At 28.9% G+C, this 21,959-nt stretch carries 24 protein-coding genes, 1 tRNA gene and 1 other RNA gene; 2 read left to right on the top strand and 24 right to left on the bottom strand.

Features of this window, described 5'->3' with window-relative positions; all coding sequences use genetic code 11:
* Positions 1-175 precede the first annotated feature (175 nt).
* The 20 genes from ABDZ60_RS00655 to ABDZ60_RS00560 all read right to left on the bottom strand — a co-directional run bounded on the left by ABDZ60_RS00655 (position 176) and on the right by ABDZ60_RS00560 (position 18,166).
* Positions 176-1,411: a DUF1015 domain-containing protein gene (locus ABDZ60_RS00655; RefSeq protein ID WP_016207822.1), complete on the bottom strand. Its 1,236-nt coding sequence runs from the start codon at positions 1,409-1,411 to the stop codon at positions 176-178.
* A 17-nt stretch (positions 1,412-1,428) separates the two neighbouring features.
* A complete protein-coding gene (locus tag ABDZ60_RS00650; protein WP_016207823.1) occupies positions 1,429-2,340 on the bottom strand; it encodes a D-2-hydroxyacid dehydrogenase in 912 nt (303 codons plus the stop codon).
* A gap of 177 nt (positions 2,341-2,517) precedes the next feature.
* Positions 2,518-3,594, bottom strand: coding sequence for a pyridoxal-phosphate-dependent aminotransferase family protein (locus ABDZ60_RS00645; RefSeq protein ID WP_016207824.1), 1,077 nt, complete (start codon positions 3,592-3,594; stop codon positions 2,518-2,520).
* 310 nt (positions 3,595-3,904) lie between these two features.
* Complete coding sequence (gene mscL / locus ABDZ60_RS00640) at positions 3,905-4,333, bottom strand: large-conductance mechanosensitive channel protein MscL (RefSeq protein WP_016207825.1); 429 nt, start codon at positions 4,331-4,333, stop codon at positions 3,905-3,907.
* Positions 4,334-4,355: 22 nt separating this feature from the next.
* The gene (locus tag ABDZ60_RS00635; protein WP_016207826.1) at positions 4,356-4,523 is read right to left on the bottom strand and encodes a hypothetical protein; all 168 of its coding nucleotides are present in this window, start codon (positions 4,521-4,523) and stop codon (positions 4,356-4,358) included.
* 663 nt (positions 4,524-5,186) lie between these two features.
* Positions 5,187-5,435, bottom strand: coding sequence for a pro-sigmaK processing inhibitor BofA family protein (locus tag ABDZ60_RS00630; protein WP_016207827.1), 249 nt, complete (start codon positions 5,433-5,435; stop codon positions 5,187-5,189).
* A gap of 44 nt (positions 5,436-5,479) precedes the next feature.
* Entirely contained in the window at positions 5,480-5,737 is a 258-nt protein-coding gene (locus tag ABDZ60_RS00625) for a DUF2508 family protein (RefSeq protein ID WP_016207828.1), read from the bottom strand.
* Between the two features lie 77 nt (positions 5,738-5,814).
* A complete protein-coding gene (gene cls, locus ABDZ60_RS00620) occupies positions 5,815-7,350 on the bottom strand; it encodes a cardiolipin synthase (protein WP_016207829.1) in 1,536 nt (511 codons plus the stop codon).
* Positions 7,351-7,374: 24 nt separating this feature from the next.
* The gene (gene recR / locus ABDZ60_RS00615; protein ID WP_016207830.1) at positions 7,375-7,971 is read right to left on the bottom strand and encodes a recombination mediator RecR; all 597 of its coding nucleotides are present in this window, start codon (positions 7,969-7,971) and stop codon (positions 7,375-7,377) included.
* A 161-nt stretch (positions 7,972-8,132) separates the two neighbouring features.
* Positions 8,133-8,477: a YbaB/EbfC family nucleoid-associated protein gene (locus tag ABDZ60_RS00610; protein ID WP_016207831.1), complete on the bottom strand. Its 345-nt coding sequence runs from the start codon at positions 8,475-8,477 to the stop codon at positions 8,133-8,135.
* Positions 8,478-9,053: 576 nt separating this feature from the next.
* Complete coding sequence (dnaX, locus tag ABDZ60_RS00605; RefSeq protein ID WP_016207832.1) at positions 9,054-10,670, bottom strand: DNA polymerase III subunit gamma/tau; 1,617 nt, start codon at positions 10,668-10,670, stop codon at positions 9,054-9,056.
* An 82-nt stretch (positions 10,671-10,752) separates the two neighbouring features.
* On the bottom strand, positions 10,753-11,586 hold the full coding sequence (locus tag ABDZ60_RS00600; RefSeq protein WP_016207833.1) for a MurR/RpiR family transcriptional regulator: 834 nt from the start codon (positions 11,584-11,586) through the stop codon (positions 10,753-10,755).
* Between the two features lie 103 nt (positions 11,587-11,689).
* Positions 11,690-13,219, bottom strand: a complete 1,530-nt coding sequence (locus ABDZ60_RS00595) for a DUF4127 family protein (protein WP_343775046.1) — start codon at positions 13,217-13,219, stop codon at positions 11,690-11,692.
* Entirely contained in the window at positions 13,216-13,515 is a 300-nt protein-coding gene (locus ABDZ60_RS00590) for a PTS sugar transporter subunit IIB (RefSeq protein ID WP_016207835.1), read from the bottom strand. Before ABDZ60_RS00590 ends, ABDZ60_RS00595 begins: the two co-directional genes overlap by 4 nt.
* A gap of 1 nt (position 13,516) precedes the next feature.
* Complete coding sequence (locus ABDZ60_RS00585; protein WP_343775043.1) at positions 13,517-13,825, bottom strand: PTS sugar transporter subunit IIA; 309 nt, start codon at positions 13,823-13,825, stop codon at positions 13,517-13,519.
* Positions 13,815-14,579, bottom strand: a complete 765-nt coding sequence (locus tag ABDZ60_RS00580; RefSeq protein WP_343775041.1) for an HAD-IIB family hydrolase — start codon at positions 14,577-14,579, stop codon at positions 13,815-13,817. The genes ABDZ60_RS00585 and ABDZ60_RS00580 overlap by 11 nt, the downstream gene beginning before the upstream one ends.
* The gene (locus tag ABDZ60_RS00575) at positions 14,572-15,855 is read right to left on the bottom strand and encodes a PTS sugar transporter subunit IIC (protein ID WP_343775039.1); all 1,284 of its coding nucleotides are present in this window, start codon (positions 15,853-15,855) and stop codon (positions 14,572-14,574) included. Before ABDZ60_RS00575 ends, ABDZ60_RS00580 begins: the two co-directional genes overlap by 8 nt.
* A gap of 7 nt (positions 15,856-15,862) precedes the next feature.
* The gene (locus ABDZ60_RS00570; protein WP_016207839.1) at positions 15,863-16,549 is read right to left on the bottom strand and encodes an N-acetylmannosamine-6-phosphate 2-epimerase; all 687 of its coding nucleotides are present in this window, start codon (positions 16,547-16,549) and stop codon (positions 15,863-15,865) included.
* 228 nt (positions 16,550-16,777) lie between these two features.
* Positions 16,778-17,944, bottom strand: coding sequence for an MFS transporter (locus ABDZ60_RS00565; RefSeq protein ID WP_343775036.1), 1,167 nt, complete (start codon positions 17,942-17,944; stop codon positions 16,778-16,780).
* Positions 17,945-18,034: 90 nt separating this feature from the next.
* Positions 18,035-18,166 carry a hypothetical protein gene (locus ABDZ60_RS00560; RefSeq protein ID WP_278245126.1) on the bottom strand — a complete coding sequence of 44 codons (132 nt, stop codon included), beginning with the start codon at positions 18,164-18,166 and terminating at the stop codon, positions 18,035-18,037.
* A 257-nt stretch (positions 18,167-18,423) separates the two neighbouring features.
* Between ABDZ60_RS00560 and ABDZ60_RS00555 the strand changes: the two genes are divergently transcribed.
* The gene (locus ABDZ60_RS00555) at positions 18,424-19,266 is read left to right on the top strand and encodes a thymidylate synthase (RefSeq protein WP_016207841.1); all 843 of its coding nucleotides are present in this window, start codon (positions 18,424-18,426) and stop codon (positions 19,264-19,266) included.
* Positions 19,267-19,270: 4 nt separating this feature from the next.
* Complete coding sequence (locus ABDZ60_RS00550) at positions 19,271-19,753, top strand: dihydrofolate reductase (protein ID WP_016207842.1); 483 nt, start codon at positions 19,271-19,273, stop codon at positions 19,751-19,753.
* A gap of 224 nt (positions 19,754-19,977) precedes the next feature.
* Here ABDZ60_RS00550 and ffs read toward each other — a convergent pair.
* The 4 genes from ffs to ABDZ60_RS00530 all read right to left on the bottom strand — a co-directional run bounded on the left by ffs (position 19,978) and on the right by ABDZ60_RS00530 (position 21,841).
* Positions 19,978-20,239: signal recognition particle sRNA large type (gene ffs / locus ABDZ60_RS00545), an RNA gene on the bottom strand.
* Between the two features lie 3 nt (positions 20,240-20,242).
* Positions 20,243-20,332 (bottom strand) — tRNA-Ser (locus ABDZ60_RS00540).
* 186 nt (positions 20,333-20,518) lie between these two features.
* The gene (gene lgt / locus ABDZ60_RS00535; RefSeq protein WP_343775032.1) at positions 20,519-21,286 is read right to left on the bottom strand and encodes a prolipoprotein diacylglyceryl transferase; all 768 of its coding nucleotides are present in this window, start codon (positions 21,284-21,286) and stop codon (positions 20,519-20,521) included.
* A gap of 111 nt (positions 21,287-21,397) precedes the next feature.
* The gene (locus ABDZ60_RS00530; RefSeq protein WP_343775030.1) at positions 21,398-21,841 is read right to left on the bottom strand and encodes a nucleoside deaminase; all 444 of its coding nucleotides are present in this window, start codon (positions 21,839-21,841) and stop codon (positions 21,398-21,400) included.
* Between the last annotated feature and the right edge of the window lie 118 nt (positions 21,842-21,959).

The following is a 21,959-nucleotide window of genomic DNA, read 5'->3' as shown; positions in this document are numbered from 1 at the left end:
GATTACATAATAAATACATAGTATTCAAGTCTTTATTTTTAATACTTAACAATCTTTTATTATAAATTGAAAAAAACTTATTTTAAATGAAAAATAGTCTAAGTTTTACATAATAAAAGAAACTCAGATAAACTGAGTTTCTAACATATTTTTTGATATTATAAATTTATATAAATTAGAACTTGTGAATAAATAATCCACTTCTAGGCTTTGGTTCAAACCATGTTGATTTTGGTGGCATTATTTTTCCACTATCTGCAATATCCATAATATCATCAGTTGTTGTTGCATACATAGAAAAGCTCACTTTCATATCTGTATCTGCTCTTCTTTCAAGTTCCTTTAATCCTCTTATCCCACCAATGAATTTTATTCTCTTTGATTTTCTTGGATCATCAATTCCTAGTATTGGTCTTAAAAGATTGTTTTGAAGAATTGATACATCTAATTGATCTACTGGATCTTCTGGATTAAATATTCCCTCTTTAGCCTCTAATAAATACCACTGTTTTTCTAAATACATTCCAAAAGTGTGTTTTTCTTTAGGCTTAACTGGTTCATTACTTTCAGTAACTACAAAAATTTCACTTACCTTATTTAAAAACTCTTCTCTTGAAAGTCCATTTAAATCTTTAACGGTTCTATTGTAATCTAAAACTTCAAGCTCGCTATCTGGATATGAAATAGATAAGAAATAATTAAACTCCTCTTCTCCAGTATAATCTTCCTTTTCTGCTCTTTTTATATGACCTACTTTTACTGCTGATGCAGATCTATGATGTCCATCTGCAATATATAAATATTCTACTGATTTAAATAATTCATTTATTTTAATTACTGTATTTTCATCATCCACGATCCATACAGTATGACATACCTCATCTTCTGATTTAAAATCATATATTGGTTCTCTCTTTATCCATTCATTTATAATATTTGAAATATCCTTGTTTTCTCTATAAGTTAAGAATATAGGTCCTGTATGAGCTTCACATTTATATACATGATTAATTCTATCTATTTCTTTATCTTCTCTTGTCAGTTCATGTTTTTTTATTATATTGTTAGTATAATCATCTATTGATGCACATCCAACAAGACCAACCTGGCTTCTTCCTTTCATAACTTGTCTATAGATATAATAATTAGGCTTTTCATCTTCTATATAAAATCTATTTTTAATCATACTATCTAGATTTTCTTTAGCCTTATCATACACCCTATCATCATAAGGATCTATATCTTTTGGTAAATCTATTTCTGCTTTATCTACATGCAAAAATGAATATGGATTATCCTTAACCATTTCCCTAGCTTCATCACTATCCATTACATCATAAGGAAGTGCCGCTATTTTATCCGCTAATTCTTTTATAGGTCTTATTCCTCTAAAAGGTTTAATAATTGCCATTAAAATTCCTCCTATATTTATAGCTTAGTAAAAAAATCCTTTATAACTGAAACTACTTCTTCTCCTATTCTATCTTGAGCTTCCATTGTTGATGCTCCTATATGAGGAGTGCAGCTTACTCTTGGATGATTAACTAAGATTTCATTTGTGTTTGGCTCTACTTCAAATACATCTATACCTGCCCCTGCAATTTTCCCACTATCTAAAGCTTCTAGTAAAGCTTCTTCATCTACAACTTTACCTCTTGCACAATTTATTATATAAGCCCCATCTTTCATTAAATTTAACTCTTCTTTTCTGATTAATGTCCCATTTTCTTTATCATAAGGAACATGTAGAGAAATAAAATCCGATTTTCTGAGTAAATCATTTAATTCCAAAAACTCATACTTTACATCATCTTGTTTTCCAAATACATCATTATAAATAACATTCATTCCTAATGCTGTTGCCTTATTAGCTAGGGATTTACCTATCCTACCCATTCCTATTATCCCTAAAGTTTTCCCACTAATTTCAATGCCTTCATATTTCTTCTTGTTCCATTCACCATTTCTCATAGTGTAATTTGATGTTCCTATAAACCTTGCCACTGCAAACATATGAGCTAATGCTAATTCAGCAACTGAGTCTGAACTGGCATTTGGAGTATTCTTTACGGTGATGCCTTGTTCATGTGCTGAATATATATCTATATTATCTATTCCAACTCCAGCTCTTATTATTAATTTTAATTTTCCACCTGATGCCTTTTCTAATACTTCCTTAGTTACTTTTGTTGCTGATCTTATAACTAAAGCATCAAACTCCTTAAGCTTTTCCCCTAAAATTACTTTATCATAATGCTCATCAGTAACACTAAAACCTAATTTTATTAATTCATTAATTGCATTTTCCTGCAAACCATCACTTACTAATATTTTGTACACGTTAATACCCCCAGTTTATTTAATTAATAATTGATAATTAACAATGGTTTCACAAAATAAAACCACTTACTCTGTTAATTGTTAATTATAATAATAAGAGTCTAGAATCTAATCTAAACCCTTATTTATACTTTCTAGCCACATTTATTGCTTATTACTTAAATATACTTATCTAAATTATTCTAATCCTAAAATATCATTTATATTAATTAATAACTCTTGTATTTCTTCCATTTTGCAATCTGCCATATGAGCAATTCTAAAAGTTTTATCTTTTAAACTTCCATATCCATTAGATATTTGGAAGCCTCTCTTTGCTAATTCTTTATTTAAAAATGAAACATCTATTTCTCTGTTATTTTTAACAGTTGTTAAAGTATTAGATAAATAATTCTCATCTGGAAATAATTCGAAATACTTTTTCGCCCATTCCCTAACTACTTTTGCCATTTCTAAATGTCTTGCAAATCTATTTTCTAAGCCCTCCTTATTTAATATATAGTCTAGTTGATAATCTAGAGCATACATATGTGATATAGAAGGTGTTGATGGATATTGATAATCCTTCTTTTGTATATACTTATATAGTGATAACAAGTCCAAATAAAAACCTCTGTTAGGAACTTTCTCTGCTCTTTCCTTTGCCTTATTTGAAAAAGTGCATATTGCCATTCCAGGAGGCAGCCCTATTGCCTTTTGAGTTGAAGTTATACAAATATCTATTCCACATTTATCGACTTCTATCTTTGTTCCTGCTGCTGAACTTACTGTATCTACTATAAAAATAATATCAGAATATTTCTTTATGACTTCTCCTATTTTATCTATTGGATTCATAACTCCTGTAGATGTTTCATTATGAGTTACTGCTACCAAATCATAATTACCAGTTTTTAATACCTTATCAACCATTTCAGGCGTAACAGCTTTTCCCATTTCTACTTCAAACAAGTCTGCAGAAACATTATTCGAAGTCGCCATTTCATACCATCTCTTTCCGAATGCCCCAACGGAAAATACAGCTGCTTTCTTTGCTGTACAGCATCTTATAGCTCCTTCCATAAGTCCACTACCTGATGTAGTTGAAAGTAATATTTCACTTTCTGTGAAAAAAACCTTTCTTAAATTATTGCTTATTCTTCTTTGAAGCTCAGAAGCTTCTTTGCTTCTATGACCAATCATAGGTCTTGCCATTTGTTCTAAAACATCTGGCTTAACTTCTACTGGCCCAGGAATAAATAGCTTTTTATGCATTATGACTCTCCCCCATTATATTTTTATTTATTGCTTAATTTTATTATTGATAATTTTACTACTTTTTCGAATTATTAACAACTACTTTGTTAATAATTTACTAACTTTTTATCATATTATGTAATTATCATTAATTTGAACACTAGTTTAATAAATTGCAGAACAACTTATTTTAATTGATAACTGAAGATACTTTACTACGTAAAACTCAAGTGAAATAATTAAAGTCCATCAACTTCAGGCAATCTTCAGTAGATGGACTTTAATACTAAGTTCAGTAATTGTTAATCATTAATTATTAACTATTTTTCTATTGTTTATTATTTTTTAAAATATCTCTTATTTCTGTTAATAGCTCTTCTTCCCTTGTCTTTTTATCTTCCTGTGGTTTTGATTCTTCTTGTTTCTTTTTATTTAATTTATTTATAATCTTAATAAATATAAATACAGATAGAGCAATTATTATAAAGTCAACTACATTTTGTATAAATAATCCGTATGATATTACTATAGCATCACTGACACCTGGTACTGCCTCTTTTAAAGTATATGTAAGATCTTGAAAGTTAACTCCTCCTGTTAAAAGTCCGATTGGAGGCATTATTATGTCTTTAACTAATGATGAAACTATTTTATTAAAAGCTCCCCCTATAATAACTCCAACTGCTAAATCTAGTACATTTCCTTTCATTGCAAAATCTTTAAATTCACTTATGAATTTTTTCCCTTTTTCTTTCATTTAATTTCCTCCTTTAAATCACTTACTTTTCAAAAGTTAATATAGACTCTGTTTCTCTACAATATTTTACACATATACATTGTCCTAAATGTCTTGGGCACTTATAACATAGACATGTTTTATCATTACCACTACATCCTTTTTTATACTCAGGACAATACTTACAATTTACTCCATTTCCTACTGGCATAGATACACCCCCCAATCTTATTATACTTTTATTCTATTACAGCCTTACTTTAGTTAACAGTTGTAATAAAATGCGAAGCATTTTTCAGTTCACAGTTCACAAGGCACAGTTTACAGTTGTTTTGATTTTATAGGTAACAGGGAACAGGTATCAGGGAACAAGCTCAATTATAGTCTGCTACACCTAACTAAGTTTTTAATGTCCCTCATTAATTATTTTTTACCAATAACTTAATTCATTATTAATTTAAATTCTTAATATAAGTTGGCGAAGGTAAATAGACGGTGAAATAAGCATATAGCGAGAAATTAGAAGTACTTGATGAAGGAAGAACTACTTTGCCTTAGTGTTGTTGGTTCGTCTGAGCGCAGCGAGTTTAACCAAAACTCTTGGCATAGTAGTTCTCCGAGCCTAGTACTTCTTTGCGTAGCTATTTAGCTTATGAAACATATCTATTTATCGTAGCCTTTATATTCGCATTTTATAACAAAGTATTAGTAACCTATTTTTATTATCACCATATACTAATCTCATAAGAGGCTTTTCACTCATTAGTAGACTGAAAAACTTTTAACTCCCATCTATATAAACTTTTGGGAACTCTATTGTTCCCTCTCTCATTAAAATAAAAGAGATTCAAGCAATCCTGAATCTCTTTTTATTTTATAGAAATAGTTGAAATATTACAAGGAATATAACTCCAGGTATCCCTAAGAATCCTGCAATTAATGCTGTTACAGCATTTATCCCTATTGAAAAACCAAAATAAGAGCCTAAAATATTAGTAAAGTATAATAAAACTATACCTATAATTCCGTTTAGTAAAATTTTTAACGGCCATTTTAAAAATTTTATTAATAAATACAATAACACTAATCCTATTAATCCATATAATATCATATTTAAATCCATGTAAATCCCCTCCATTTAATATTATGCATTATTTAATAATATTATTAATCTATTTTTCTTAACTCTCTTTGTTTTGCCATAGTTATCAGATAATTATATCTAGTCTTTGCTACATCTTCGGCGTGAATTGCTAGTTCAATTAGTTGAGGATCACTTACAGAATTAAATAATGACCTTGCTACTTCCATCTCTATTACAGTTTCTTTAATAGCACTTAATAATTCTAAATCTTCCTCACTATATTCTAACTTATTTTTTTCTACATTTTGCATTAATAAATTTAAAATTGCTTTCTTATTCACTTTGACCCCTCCCAAATATTCTATATTAAATTAATTCCCATAATTTAACAAAAATATTCAAAGGAATAACTTTTTTATTACATAAGAGGGGCAAATACTCTTAGTAAAGCTGTTATAAATTTATTAGACCACTTTACCTGGTGACAGTCTTCTATTGTTATTAGCCTACAAGATTCTAATGTTTTTATAAAATCTTCTTTAATTTCTACAAGTGATTTTGTTTTGTAAAGTAATACCCCACACTCAAAATGTAAATAAAGGCTTCTATAGTCCATGTTGATAGTTCCTATGACTCCAATTTCATCATCAGATACGAAGGTTTTTGAATGTATAAATCCTGGTGTGTACTCATATATTTTTACACCAGCCTCTATAAGTTGAGCATAGTAAGCCCTTGTAACCATATGTACATACCACTTATCTTCCTTGTGTGGTGTAATTATTATAACTTCTACTCCATTTTTAGCCGCTAATGTTAATGCTGTCACTAATTCATTATCAACTATCAAATAAGGAGTTGTTATATATACATAATCCTTTGCCTTATTTATTATATTCAAATATACATTTTCCCCTACAGTCTCATCATCTAGAGGGCTATCTCCATAAGGCTGAACATATCCATCAGTTTCAAATACTTCTTTATAATTTACATAGGGTTTATATTTTTCATAATCATCTTTTTCTCCACAATTAAATTGCCATGACTGAAGAAACATCATAGTTAAATTCCAAACTGCTTCTCCTTTTATCATAAGTGCAGAATCTTTCCAATGACCAAATCTATTTATTTCATTTATATATTCGTCAGCTAAATTTATTCCGCCTGTAAAAGCCGTATGACCATCTATTACTGCAATTTTTCTATGATCTCTATTGTTCATTATTATTGATAGAAATGGTACAAATGGATTAAAAACTAAACACCTGATTCCCTTTTTCTTTAATTTTTCATTATATTTATATGGAAGCGTTCTAAGACATCCCATATCATCATATATTAATCTTACCTCTACACCTTCTTTTATTTTTTCTTCTAATATTTCTAATATACTATCCCACATTAGTCCTTCTTGAATTATAAAATATTCTAAAAATATATATTTTTGAGCCTTCTTTAATTCCTTTTTAAGTTCTTCGAAAAACTCTTCTCCAGGTGATAAGTATTTGGTAATTGTATTTTTATATATCGGACTTGCTGCATATTCATTTAAATATCTTATTTGATTTGCTATAGATTTATCTTCTTTTTGAATTTCATTTAAGATATGTTTATCCTGCATTAATAATGAGGATGTTTCATTATGTATATTTAACATTCTAGATCTAAATTTCTTAGTAGTCTTTTTCAAACCAAATAATAAATAGAACAATCCTCCAAATACAGGAACTAACAAAACAGGTACAATCCAAGCAAGCTTATAAGATGGATTATCTTTGGTACTAAAAATATATACAGCTGCTATTATACTTACTACCGAAAAAGCTGCATATAAATAAACAAACTCCTCAGTAACTTTCCATATAGCAAAAGTAAGTATTCCTAGTTGTAGTAGAATAAGTACCCCGACAATAATCATTCTACTAAATAAAAATTTCAATAAGTTACTCATACAGTCACCTTTCAATTATATTTTCTATATTTCTTTTCTTCCCTCCAGAGCTTTTGATAATGTTACCTCATCTGCATATTCTAAATCTCCACCTACAGGTATTCCTGATGCGATTCTAGTTACTTTTATATCTAAAGGCTTCAATATTCTTGATATATACATAGCTGTAGCTTCTCCTTCAATATTAGGATTTGTAGCTATTATAACTTCTTTAATATCTGCACTCATTCTTGCAACTAGCTCTCTTATTCTTATATCCTGTGGTCCCCTTCCTTGCATAGGGGATAGATTTCCGTGTAATACATGATATGATCCATTGTACTCTTTAACCTTTTCCATTGTCATGATATCTTTAGGTTGCTCTACGACACAAATTATATCTTTTTCTCTATTCGGATTTGAACATATTGCACAAGGATCTTTATCTGTAAAGTTACCACATATTGAACAATATCTTATGGTTCCTCTAGCCTTTACTAAGGCTTCTGAAAATTCTCTTACTTCATCTTCTGGAAGATTTAAAACATATAATGCTAATCTTTGAGCTGTTTTTTGTCCAATACTAGGTAACTTAGCAAACTCTTCAATTAACTTTTCTATTGCAACAGGATAAAAATCCATAAAATCATCCTTCCCATTATTTGAATATATAAAAAGGCGAAACAACTTCGCCCTTTCCCTTATAACTTTATTTATAAATTAATTGTTAACTTTTCCTTATTAATTATCCATTATTAATGACTACAAATAATTGTAAAACTTTAACCATTAATCGTTAATTGCTAAAACAGTCCTGGTATGTTCATTCCACCAGTTAATTTCCCCATTTTATTTGCACTTTCTTCTTCCGCTTTTCTTAGCGCTTCATTTACTGCACTTAAAATTAAGTCTTCTAGCATTTCAACATCATCTGCATCAACTACTTCTGGTTTTATATTAATTGAAACTACTTCTTTCTTACCATTTGCTTTTACAATTACAGCTCCACCACCAACTGAAACTTCAAATTCCTTAGTTTCAAGGTCTTTTTGCATTTGCTCCATATCCCTTTGAAGTTTTTGTGCTTGCTTCATTAGGTTGTTCATATTTCCTCCGCCAAATCCGCCTGGAAATCCTCCCTTTGCCATAAAAAATCCTCCTTTTTATCTCTTCTATCTTTTTTATCTTTTATAAAAACCTATTAACTATTATATAGTATTTTACTTTACTTTTCTATATTTAGCCCATTATTTATATTAGTTTTCATTGTTATTATTATTTCTATTTATTCTTTTTATTCAATAGTTTTAAAATGCGAAGCATTTTTCAGTTCACAAGGCACAGTTTACAGTTGTTTTGATTTTATAGGTAACAGGGAACAGGTACCAGGGAACAAGCTCAATTATAGTCTGCTACACCTAACTAAGTTTTTAATGTCCCTCATCAATTATTTTTTACCAATAACTTAATTCATTATTAATTTAAATTCTTAATATAAGTTGGCCAAGGTGAATAGACGGTGAAATAAGATATAGCGAGAAATTAGAAGTACTTGGTGAAGGAAGAACTACTTTGCCTTAGTGTTGTTGGTTCGTCTGAGCGCAGCGAGTTTAACCAAAACTCTTGGCATAGTAGTTCTCCGAGCCTAGTACTTCTTTGCGTAGCTATTTAGCTTATGAAATATATCTATTTATCGTAGCCTTTATATTCGCAATTTAAAACTATTATTCATCTAAAATATCTACTATATCAGACCCTAAAGTTTCTAAAAGCATATCTGCTGTTGATTTCTCATCACTTGAACTTTCTTCTACTTCAAACATAACTTTTATATCTTCTCTAAATATTTCTGCTAATACTTCTTGTATTACAGATTTGTACTCAGGCTTTTCCAATCTATCTTTATTGAATTTATATTGATCCTCATACTCTATAGTTAGAATTCCATTTTTACATTCTACAGGTTTTCCAGTAAGAATAGATGCATATACTATCATTGCTCTTCTAGCCTTAAACCTTTCTAAGATATCTTTCCATGACCTTTGTATATCATTTAATGTTACTTTTGAATTTTCATTTGCTACAACATTACTGGTTGTTATTCTTTTGGTTTCTCTAACTGGCTGCCTTTTTGTTACTTCCTCTTTACTATTTACTTTATCAGTAGTATTACTTACTACCTTAAGGCTTCCATTTTTCAATCCTTCTTCTAATTTATTTATTCTAGTTAATATAACTTCATTTGATGTGTCATACTCAATTTTACACATTTTAATTATCGCTAACTCCAAATATAATCTTGCTTGTTTACTTATTTTAGCATTAGATTCTGTTTCTTGAAGAATTCTTATATATCTCATTACTTCTTCTGCTCTAATTTTACTAGCTTGCTCTTTTATTAGTAATATATTTTCTTCTGACATATCTAATACTTCTTCTGGGTTATTAGTAACCTTAGCCATTAAAATATTTCTGTAATGTGCTATTAAGTCTTTTATAAATAAATAAATATCCTTTCCTGCATAAACTACTTCATCTATTATACTTATTGACTTTTCTATATTTCTTTGAGTTACAGAATTGGTTAAATTAAATAAACTATCATTAGTTACAAGTCCAAGCATACTTACAAGAACATCATATTGTACTGCTCCATTTCCCATAGATATTGCTTGATCTAAAATACTAAGTGCATCTCTCATTGCTCCATCTGATACTCTTGCAATTAAGTTTAAACTTTTATCGTCTGCAAGCGCATTTTGTTCATTAACAATTTTTTTAAGTCGCTCTGTAATTTCATTATTATTTATTCTTTTAAAATCAAATCTTTGGCATCTAGATAATATAGTTATTGGAAGTTTTTGCGGGTCTGTGGTGGCTAAAATAAATACTACATTACTCGGCGGCTCTTCTAAAGTCTTTAAAAAAGCATTTACTGCACCAATAGATAACATATGAACTTCATCCATTATATAAACTTTATGTCTTGCTTCTTGTGGTGGATACTTTACATCATCTATAATATCCCTAATTTTATCAATACCATTATTTGAAGCTGCATCTAATTCAGTAACATCAATTGCTAAACCTTCATTTATTTTCCTGCACATATCACATTCATTACAAGGCTCTCCATCTTTTAAGTCTAAACAATTTAAAGCTTTAGCAAATACCTTAGCTGTTGTTGTTTTTCCTGTTCCCCTTGTTCCACAAAAAAGATATGCATGAGCAATTCTATTGTTTAATATTTGATTTTTAACTGTTGTAGTTATATGTTCTTGACCAACAATATCATAAAAGTTTTGTGGTCTCCATTCTCTATATAAAGCTGTATATCCCATGAATTACCCTTCCTTATGTTAGTTTCTTTATTTATATTATAGACTAAAGAACAATAATAATGAATAATGAATAAATTAAAAATTATTCAAGTTCTGATTCTAGTTCAAATTCGATGTTCGATAATGTGTCATTAAGAAAAGACGCTTTTTCATTATAATTGCTGTTTAGAAAATGCGAATACAGTATATCCACCACTACTAGCATAGGGAATTGCGGAGATATTACATTTCCTATAGCTAAATTTTTAGTTACAGCAATTAAAACTATTTCATCACAGAAATCATGAAGAGAAAAGTCATTATTGGAAGTTATTATAATTGTTTTTGCTTTTCTTAATTTAGCTTCCTTTAATGAGTTTAATACTATCTTAGTCTTACCACTTACAGTAAATCCAATTACCAGAGTATCTTCATCTATTAGAACTGAATTCATTTGCATTATATGTGCATCTACTACAGATTCCACATTTAATCCTAATCTCATAAACCTTATTTTAAACTCCATAGCTACAATTCCAGAACTTCCAATTCCATATACATACACCTTTTTATATTTTAGAAGCATTTCGGAAATTCTTTTAAGCTGAGCTTCATCTGTAAGAGTATAACTTTTATCTAAAAGTTTTTGATAAGTACTTAAAACATTCTTTTTTAGCTTCCCTACGTTTTGTATTTCCTCATTGAATGTCTGTTCATATCTATAAACAAATTCTCTATATCCTTTAAATCCACACTTCTGAGCAAATCTTGATAGGGATGCCTTTGACACAAATAACTTTCTGGAAATACTTTCTGCCGAAAAGTCTTGTTTTTTATTATTATGTATAAAAAAATCTGCAATTGTAGTTTCAGTATTTGTAAAGTTACTATATAAGGTTTCCATTAACGGTATTATACTTTTATCTTTACTTGGCATTTCTACTTAACCCCCGTTTATAAAGTTTTTTATAAATAAAGAAATCTATTTGGAATTACTTAATATCATAATACCAAATAGATTATCTTATTTAAAATTTATTTTATAAATTGTTATAATCGTTAAAGTTTACATCAATATCCATACCTATTTCAAACATTCTCTTCCATGGCGTTGTTATACTATTAATATTAAGTTTACAAACTTTTGATATATTAAGCTTATTATATTCTTTTAAAAGTAAGTCCCTTATAGTATTTTCTACATACATCTGCTTATCCTTGAAGTTGTAATAACTTATATCATTATTAGGAAGATACTCTTTTATAACTTCTTGCCTTACCTTGGATTGGTAAAGAACATCTTCAACTATACGATATATAAGATGCTTTATTTGACTTCCCTTATTTGAGCTTAAGCTATATATCCCTGAAGACAAAGCAGTTCCCAAGGTATTACAATTAGTATTCCATCCTGCATATGCTGTTAATTTAGATAAAACTCTACGCCTATCTAAATAATTTATTAAAGTTAAATCTCCACCATTAGCAAAAGCTGAATCACTCAATATTACCATTTTACCACTTTTTATATAACTTTCAATTTTATATACAAAGTCTAAAAGATTTCTATATGATGTATAAGTAAGATCAATATCTAAAATCTGATTTGAGGCTTCCTGCATATATTTTCCTGGGGAATTTATAGCTAATATCAAGTCAGCCTCACTAGAATTGTCAATTAGTTCCCCACCACAAACTCTTACATGATACTTAAGACTCTCATTCATAGGTCTATCTTCATATAAAGGAATTATATTAGGGCCAAACGTAGAAGAATAAAATGCATATATCTTAACAGTCCTACCTAAAAAGTCATTTAAGCATCTTGCTAGTAAAGAACTTCCTACCTCGTCTGCTCCAGGATATATATAAGATTTAAATTCAAGGTTTTTATTTTTTATAAAATCTAAAACTATTTTTTGTGAAATAGCCGTATATCCATATTCTGACGAATCATCTTGTGGAATAACTAAAAAATCCAAAGTTCCATCTTCTAGAAGCTTTGCTACTTCAATATTTATATATTCATTGAATTCTCTTCTACTCTCATAATCTAATACAATCTCTTTAGGAATCTTTATTGACTCTAACTCCTCTTCCTCTATTTTGTTAATTCCAGCCCTTAATCTTTTATCTATAAGATACTTACTTCTAAAGAGATTGTATCCATAATCAGCATAATAATCCGGCTCTTCTTCAGAAGAATTATATTGAGGAGATCTCATAATACAATTAAATGCATAAACTTTTATATTAGGATTAATTTCTTTTATTCTTCTTAAATTTTTAATATATCCTTCAGCTTCATCCTTAGTTAAATGATGTAATCTTGAAGGAATAAGTCCTCCATAAATAAGCATATCAATTGAAAGCACTGCATAACTACATTCTTTTGCATTTTCAAATACAAAGTCCCAAAGTTTTGATACTTGTCCTGGGGTTTTCTTGTCTCCTAATATATATTTATCAGGAGATATAAGTTTAATATCTTTCTTAGCCGATGTAATAAGTTTAGGAAAATCACTATTACAAGGTCTCTCATCTAATGGAATAAATAGTATATTCATCATTTTATTAAATTTATTGCCTGATCTAAGGCCTTCGCTCCATCTATTGTTCCATATATCCTCATATCAATTACTCCTAGTGGCTTCCCATCAAAACTATTTTGTATGTCTTTTACTGCAAATTTTAACTGTGGTGCTACAAGTACTACATCAACATCTTCCTTAGTATTCTTTGCTTCAGTGCTAGATAATGCCCATATTCTTGCTTCCATATTTCTTTCTAATGCAACCTTTTTCATTTTTTCTACAAGAATTGATGTAGACATTCCTGCATTACAAACTAATAAAATGTTCATCATATTATAAAGCCTCCTTATATAAATGCATAAATTTTTGTGCTAATATCTTAACCAGTTCTGCATTCATAAGCTGATCTTCTGCGTGTATAAGCAATAGAGATATATTAAGTGAATCTCCTGAAGCCTCCATTTGCACAAGTTCCATATGCTTTTTATGTCCTTGTACCAAATAATTATCAGCTTCCTCAAACATTTCCTCTAAAAGGTCGAAATCTTTGTTTTCACATTTATTTATTATCTCCATATACTGTGACTTTGCTGCTCCTACATTAGATATTATTTCAAATGCACTAAGCTCATTATTCTCCATAAATATTCTCCTTAACTATATTTTTTAAAACTTCCTTTATAGAAGGCATATAAAAATCTGCATTTCCAAGATTATGTTTACCTATAAAATATGATGTCTTTGAGTATTTGAACATAGAACAATCACTTTCAGAATCTCCTATAGATATTATTTCTGCATTTGGATATATTTCTTTAAGTGCCTTTCCCTTAGAAACACCCTTAGGAATTATTTCTAATGTCTTATCTGAAGTTTTAATTGCATCAACATCATCAAAATTTTCTTCAATATATCTTCTAACATTATTTATTTCATTGCTATCCCCAATCATAAGAAATATTATTACTGGCTGATAGTAAATAACCTCTGTAAAGTCATCTAATATATTAGATGAGTTATAGAATTCTCTTGGAAAATCAGCACCTCTTTCATTATGCCAGTATCTATTGCTTATAGTATTTAGTTCCACTCTAAGATTTCTTTCCTTTATATATTCATATATCTTAAGAGCTGTTTTCTTATTTAATATTCTTCCTTTAATACTATTGTCATCCTGTAGCACAGCACCATTTTGAGAAATTCTATATTTTATATTTAAATCATATTTTTGAGCTATATGAATTATATCGTGATCCAACCTTCCAGTTACCACTACTACCTCGTAACCATCATCTTGTAAAACTTTAAGTAGGTTAAGAGTTTCTTGTCCTCCTATTATCTCATTCATTTCATTGATTAATGTGCCATCTAAATCTAGTGCTAAAACTTTAGTCATTATCTATCATCCTTTGCTTGTTTGTTATTGCCACGAAAGGCATATATATTAATACTGATATTATTAAAATGATTACAGCTATTAATGCTGATACTATATGTCCACCTGTAGCAAAGAAAGCACTTAAAACTGGTGGCGTCGTCCATGGAACCAATATATAAGTATGAGCCATTACTCCTAATGATGTTGTCAAGGTTCCTATTGCAAGTCCTACAAAAGTAGATAAGATCATTGGAATTATTAATATTGGGTTCATCACAACTGGAAGTCCAAACATTATCGGTTCTGAAATATTAAATAATGCTGGTATAAACCCTATCTTAGCAATTTTTCTATAATCTTCCCTACGAGATACTATAAAAATTGCAATAATAAGAGCAATCATATTTCCTGCGCCCCCCATAAATGCAACTGAATCTAAGAAAGGCTTAGTCATAATTGCTTGTAACGCTTGTCCAGCCGATGCTGCCTCAGCATTCTGTGTTAATGAAACAAGATATATTGGCTCTAAAATAGGATTAAAAATAAAGGCGGAATGTATTCCTAATCCCCAAAGCAACATATAAAGCAAATAAATTACTCCTAAACCAAATGTAGAATTAACAACATTTGTGAAAGGTGTTTGTATAGACTTAAATATAAGATCATTTAAAGGAAGTTCAAAGTAATTTGTAAACATCTTTAAAATTCCAAATATTAGTAAAGTTATAATAACAGGTATTAATTTATTAAAAGATCTTGAAATTGATGGTGGTACACTATCTGGCATTTTTATAATCAAGGCATCAATATTTGATAACCCTCTTATAATTTCTACAGTTGCTATTGCAGAAATAAAAGCCATAAACATGGCAGCAGCTCCAGTATAATAAGTGTTTATATATTCTATTCCTAAATTTCCATCAAAATTTATTGGCATTAATATGAAAAGTACTACAACTGCTATAGATGGTGTAATTGAAGTCTCGGATTTATAATGTTCTGCTAAGGATTTAGAAGTTGTAAATGTTAAAAGTATTGCCATTATAGACATAGTTGCAGGAACTATAGAAGCTCCTAGCTCTGTAAGTTTAGTAAATGGCATTCCAAAAAGTTTATTTGTAAAACCATTTTCTCCAATAAATACGTTATTTATAAGTATAAAGAAAGATCCTGCAATCATAATAGGAAGTATTGCCACAAAACCATCTCTTATTGCAGATAAATACTTATTAGAAGCAAGTTTATTTGCTATAGGAAGAAAGATCTCTTCAATTTTATTCATAAATTTATTCATAATATTTCTACTCTCCTATCTTTTTTATCTCATTAATAAATTTCTCAGTTATAACTTTCGGACGAGTTATAATAGATCCAACTACCACACTATAGCATCCAAGTTCAAGTACGCGTTTAGCCTTTTCAGGTGTATCTATATTTCCTTCTGCAATAACCGGCTTCGAAACTGAATTAATAATATTTCTTATAAGTTCAAAGTCATTTGTATCTATATGAATACCTTTACTTTGAACTGTGTATCCTACTAATGTAGTTCCTATAAAATCAAAACCTATTTTATCAGCGTAAATAGCTTCATCATAAGTAGAACAATCTGCCATAAGTAATACATTGCCATATTTTTCTCTAATTTTATCAATGAATTCTTTCAAAGTAATATTACCAGGTCTTAATCGGTCTGTTGCGTCCAAAGCTATAATATCTACTCCTACTTCAATAAGCTCATCTATTTCTGTCATTGTTGGAGTAATATAAATATCACTATTTTCATAATCCCTTTTAACTATTCCTATAATTGGAACATCAACATTTCTTTTTATTTCTAATATATCCTGATTAGAATTAGCTCTAATCCCTACCGCTCCTCCTTGTACTGCTGCTTTAGCCATTCTCCCCATAATAAAAGATGAATGAAGTGGTTCATCTTCTAATGCTTGGCAAGATACTATTAGCCCTTTATTAATATTTTTCATATTATTCCCCCTATTATCTTACATAATAAAAAAGTACTTTTTCTTGAATTCATTTTAAGTTGTTCTGTATTTATTTTCAATTGATATCATTCATTTAGAAACTACTTTCTAACAAAGTTAAAAAAGCTCCATACTTTATATATAAAATAAAAATATAGTGAAATTAAATTCAGAAAAAACAAATAAGGATATTCCATTTTTATATAATAGAATATCCTTATTTCTAATTTATATGGTCTTTTTAATTATAATTATCTCAGTAATACAAATTAATACTCCTACAATACCAACCATTATAAATGATAACTCTAAATAAACTCTATCTCCTATGAACCCACATATAGGAAATAAAATTATCATCATTATAGAATAAAACATACTTTCAACCGAAATAATTGTTGCCCTTTGATTTGATTCCACCATAGAATTTATCAAATTACTACTTATCGGTTGAAGTATTGATGTTAAAAATCCTATTCCTAAGAAAAATACTATAGATAAATTCCCTTTGCCAATTCCCATAAAAATTGTAAATACACTTATACTAATTGAAATCATTATCCATCCTAAAGATTTATATTTTTTATATATTTTACTGCTTAAAATAGCTCCTAAAGATGAAAATATTCCATTAAATAAAAATATTATAGAAATACTAATCCTTGAATATTCCATATCATTAAATAATTGTTGCCCATAAAAATAAACGATTGCTGAAAAAGTATATATCAATGGAAAAAATATTAATATATTAAGAAGCCTTTTATTATTTTTAACTATATCTATAGATTGCTTTAAATGATTAATAATATTAATACTTTGATTTTCTTTTCTTATAACATCTACTTCAATAAACCTAGTAGAAAGAACTAATGATATTGATCCTATAACAACTGCTGTAATATAGCTAATAGAAAAATCTATTTGTGAAAGAATTCCTCCTATAAATACTGCCAACCCTTGTGATACCTCTATTATTAAGTTTATTTTTCCATTAACCTTTAAGAATTCTTCTTCTCTATCTAGCTTTTTAAGAGTATCATAAATTAATGCTTCTTCTGACCCTGAATTTAAGTTATATCCCCAAGCTGACAATATAAATCCTATTGCGAATCCCATAAAAGAATTAGAAAATAACATAATAATTGCAGAAATTAATGAGGTTATCCTCCCTATTATAATTATCTTCTTTCTCCCAAATAAATCAGCTAAAGCCCCTGTTGGTATTTCCGAAATAAATCCTGTTATGTGAAATATACCCTCAAGTAATCCTATTTGAGCTAAGGTCATACCTTTAAATCCTAAGTATAATACCCATATTGCAGATGTTATATCAAAGGCTGAAAAAAACTTATATATATAATCATTTTTAATATTTACACTTAATCTATTCATTTAAATCAACTCCAAATCTTATATTTTTATGCATAATAAAAGACCCTATAAAAAAGTGGGCCTGATTGGAGTTACTATATATATTACAAGTTATAGAATAGTTCCTTGTAATTCCCTACTAAAAAAGGGCATAGTAATCCAATTTTCAAAAAATACTGCTGTTTTTGAAATTGAACTACTAGATAATATCTCAAACTTTATTCCCTTTGTAGAAAACTTCATGGATCTATTCCTCCCTTCTTACTTTAAATATAATATATTAATAATATATCATATATCTCTATATATCAAGTTACTTTTATTCTTCATAATCAACAAGCGATTTAAAATAATTTAAAATATATTGATTCCTTAACTTAAAATAGATTGCTTTATAGTTCAATACTTTTTAAGATGATGTTAATTTCAACTTATGCTATAATGTAATAAAATTATTCACATTAGAAGGTGAAATTAAAATATAATTTAGAGGTGAGTACATGACTACAAATTTTATATCAAAGGCAGATAATTTATTTAAAGAGACATTAAATGATATTCTTGCAAATGGAGTAAGCACTGAAGGTCACAAGGTAAGACCAAAGTATAAAGATGGTACCCCTGCACATACAATATATATAAATCAAGTTGTTGAAAAATATGATATTTCTAAGGGAGATTTTCCTATTACCACCTTAAGACCTGTAGCATGGAAGTCAGGCATTAAAGAAATTTTATGGATATATCAGAAGGCATCTAATGAACTTTCAGTATTAGAGGAAATGGGTATTAATTGGTGGAGAGACTGGGAAGTTAATGATACAGGAACAATCGGTCAAAGATATGGTGCTACTGTAAAGAAATATGATTTAATGACTAGATTACTAGATGGATTAAAAAATGAACCTTATACTAGAAGACATATTATAGATTTATATCAGTATGCAGATTTCGAAGAAACTCCTGGCTTAAATCCTTGTGCTTTTCTTACTGTTTGGTCTGTTAGAGATGAATATCTTGATGTAACACTTCACCAAAGAAGTTCTGATTATTGTACAGCAGGACATATAAATAAGATCCAATATGTTGCCTTAATGATGATGGTAGCAAGACATGTTGGATTAAAGCCTGGTGTATTTATGCACGTTGTAGATAACTTACATATTTATGATAGACATGTAGAACAAGCAAAAGAATTAATAGAAAGAACTCCTAGTAACAAACACCCTCAATTAATACTTAAAGAAGGTAAGACAAATTTCTACGATTTTACTATTAATGATTTTGAAATAGTCGATTACGAACCTGTTAAACCACAACTAAAATTTGAATTGGGGATATAATATTATGATAAGCTTAATAGTTGCAATGGATAAAAATAATGGAATTGGAAATAAAAATAAGTTACTTGCTCATATTTCTGAAGACTTAAGGTACTTTAAAAAAGTAACTGATGGTCATACAATTGTAATGGGATATAACACATATATGTCATTACCTAAAAGGCCATTACCTAATAGAAGAAATATTGTTCTTACTACTAAAGATATAAAATTAGAAGGTGCTTTAGTAGTTAATTCTATAGAAGACTTATTAAAATTATTAAATACGGAAGATGAAACTTTTATATGTGGTGGTGCTAGCATTTATGATCAAATGCTTTCATATGCAGATAAGCTTTATATAACTCATATTTTTGCTGAATTCGAAGCTGACACATATTTCCCAGGAATTACGGAAGATTGGGAAATATCACAAAGTATTTGCCATAAGGAAAATATAAATCATAAATATCCTCATGTATTTACTATCTATACCAAAAAATCTTAATATATTTTTAAACTTAATATTCATAGAATTTAATTTCTATATATTAATAAAAAGAAAACGAGGGCATTCCATAAGGAATTCCCTCGCTTTCTTTGTCCTATTGTATGTTAATCCTATTGAAGAGTAACCTTTACTAAATAAATATTATATATTTATAAAACATTTATTTTTGTTCATTACATTAAAAAAACCCTTCTCTTGGTTAGAAAGGCCTAAAATTAAAACCGTGCACCTAGCTTTGACAGTAACTTATAGGCGTTACTATGTAGTTAGCTCTGGCAAGATTTATCCATATCACACGCAGTAATCGCTTATCGCTGCTTCCTTCCGGACCTGACGAGGTTCACGCACTTACGTCGTATGGGACCTTACCATCAACACCACTTGCATAGGCAGACCCTACAAGTTAAAGCCTAAGCTAGGAATTCAACCCCGCTATAGCGGATTGCGGGTTACAGGGCACCGCTGACTCCCCATCTAGCACGGCTATGGCGGAGAGAAGGGGATTTGAACCCCTGATAGAGTTTCCCCTATACACGCTTTCCAGGCGTGCTCCTTCAACCACTCGGACATCTCTCCATAATATAGTTATTTAATTTTAACTACTGCTATATATTATCATATACTAATTCATATTGCAACATTTAAAACTTTACCATATTTCTATTGATTATTATTTATTAATCTTTAAAATTTATACTTATATAATAATAAACCAAAAGATAAGTAAAATTACCCATCTTTTGATTATATACATATTAAATATTATATAGACCTTTTTTTCTTACTTACTACAAAAATTAAAACTATGCCTAATAATATTCCTAATAAGCTTACTATTTGAGCTGTCCTTAATCCCATAAACATTAAACTATCAGTTCTTAATCCTTCTATAAAGAATCTACCTATTGAATATAAAATCATATATCCCCCAAGTATCATTCCATCTTTTCCTTCCTTCTTTTTAAGAAGTACATATACTAATATTAAACAAACTAGTGTATTCCATATTGATTCATATAAAAATGTTGGATGATAATAAGTTCCCTTTATCAACATTCCATTTTGAATAAACTCTGGAAACTTGCTTATAAATTCTTTTGATACAGGACCTCCATGGGCTTCTTGATTCATGAAATTTCCCCATCTGCCTATTGCTTGTGCCAATATAACTCCAGGCATTATAACATCTACATATCTTAAAAAGTTTATCTTTTTATATCTTGCGAATATATATCCTGATAATAAAGCAGCTATAACCCCTCCATGTATGGCCATTCCACCATTTCTTACATTAATCACATCCATAAATGAGTGATAATTTTGATATTCAAACGCTACATAGTATAATCTCGCTCCAATTATTGATATTGGAAATGTAACTAAAAATGCATCTATTATAATATCATAATTTAGTTCTTTTTTCTTAGATAGAATGTATATTAACAGCATTGCTCCTAATACTCCAAGTGATATTATTATTCCATACCATCTTATTTCTAAACCAAATAATTCAAAAGCTACTGGATTCATCCTCTTTCCTCCTCTAATAGTAATTATTTTAATTATATTACTTCATAGGTAATTATACCAATTAAATATAAATAAAATATAAATAAATTATAAATTTATAAAATATAAAACTTAAGATTTATTTCTTTTTTTCGTAAAAAATGAAGTTAATAAATCACTACATTCTTGACTATAATACCACTTTATATCTACATACCAATTAAAAATATCATAATCAATTAAATTTATTACAGATCCGCAAGCCCCCATATCCTTGTTAAAAGTCCCTATAAATACTCTCGATATTCTACTTTGTGCTATTGCTGATATACACATAGGGCAAGGTTCTAAAGTTACATACATATCACAGCCTGATAATCGCCAATTATTTAACTTTTTACAGGCCTCTTCTATTGCTAATATTTCTGCATGAGCTGTTGGCAAACTTAAACTTTCCTTCAAATTATGTTGCCTTGCTATAACTTCACCATTCTTAACTATAACTACTCCAACAGGTACTTCTCCCTTATAATATGCAGTTTTTGCTTCTTCTATTGCAATATCCATGTAATCCATATATTTTCTCCCAATAAAAGATAATGAAAAAATGAAAGAATGAAGGAATGAAAAAATTATGGTAAAAAATCCTTAGAGGATTTTAAAAAGGATATTTTCATCTACTTCAAGCAAGCTT

Origin of the sequence: Clostridium sartagoforme, from assembly GCF_039521405.1 — a bacterium.
GTDB lineage: Bacteria > Bacillota > Clostridia > Clostridiales > Clostridiaceae > Clostridium > Clostridium sartagoforme.
This window is presented reverse-complemented; position numbering and strand designations above follow the sequence as displayed.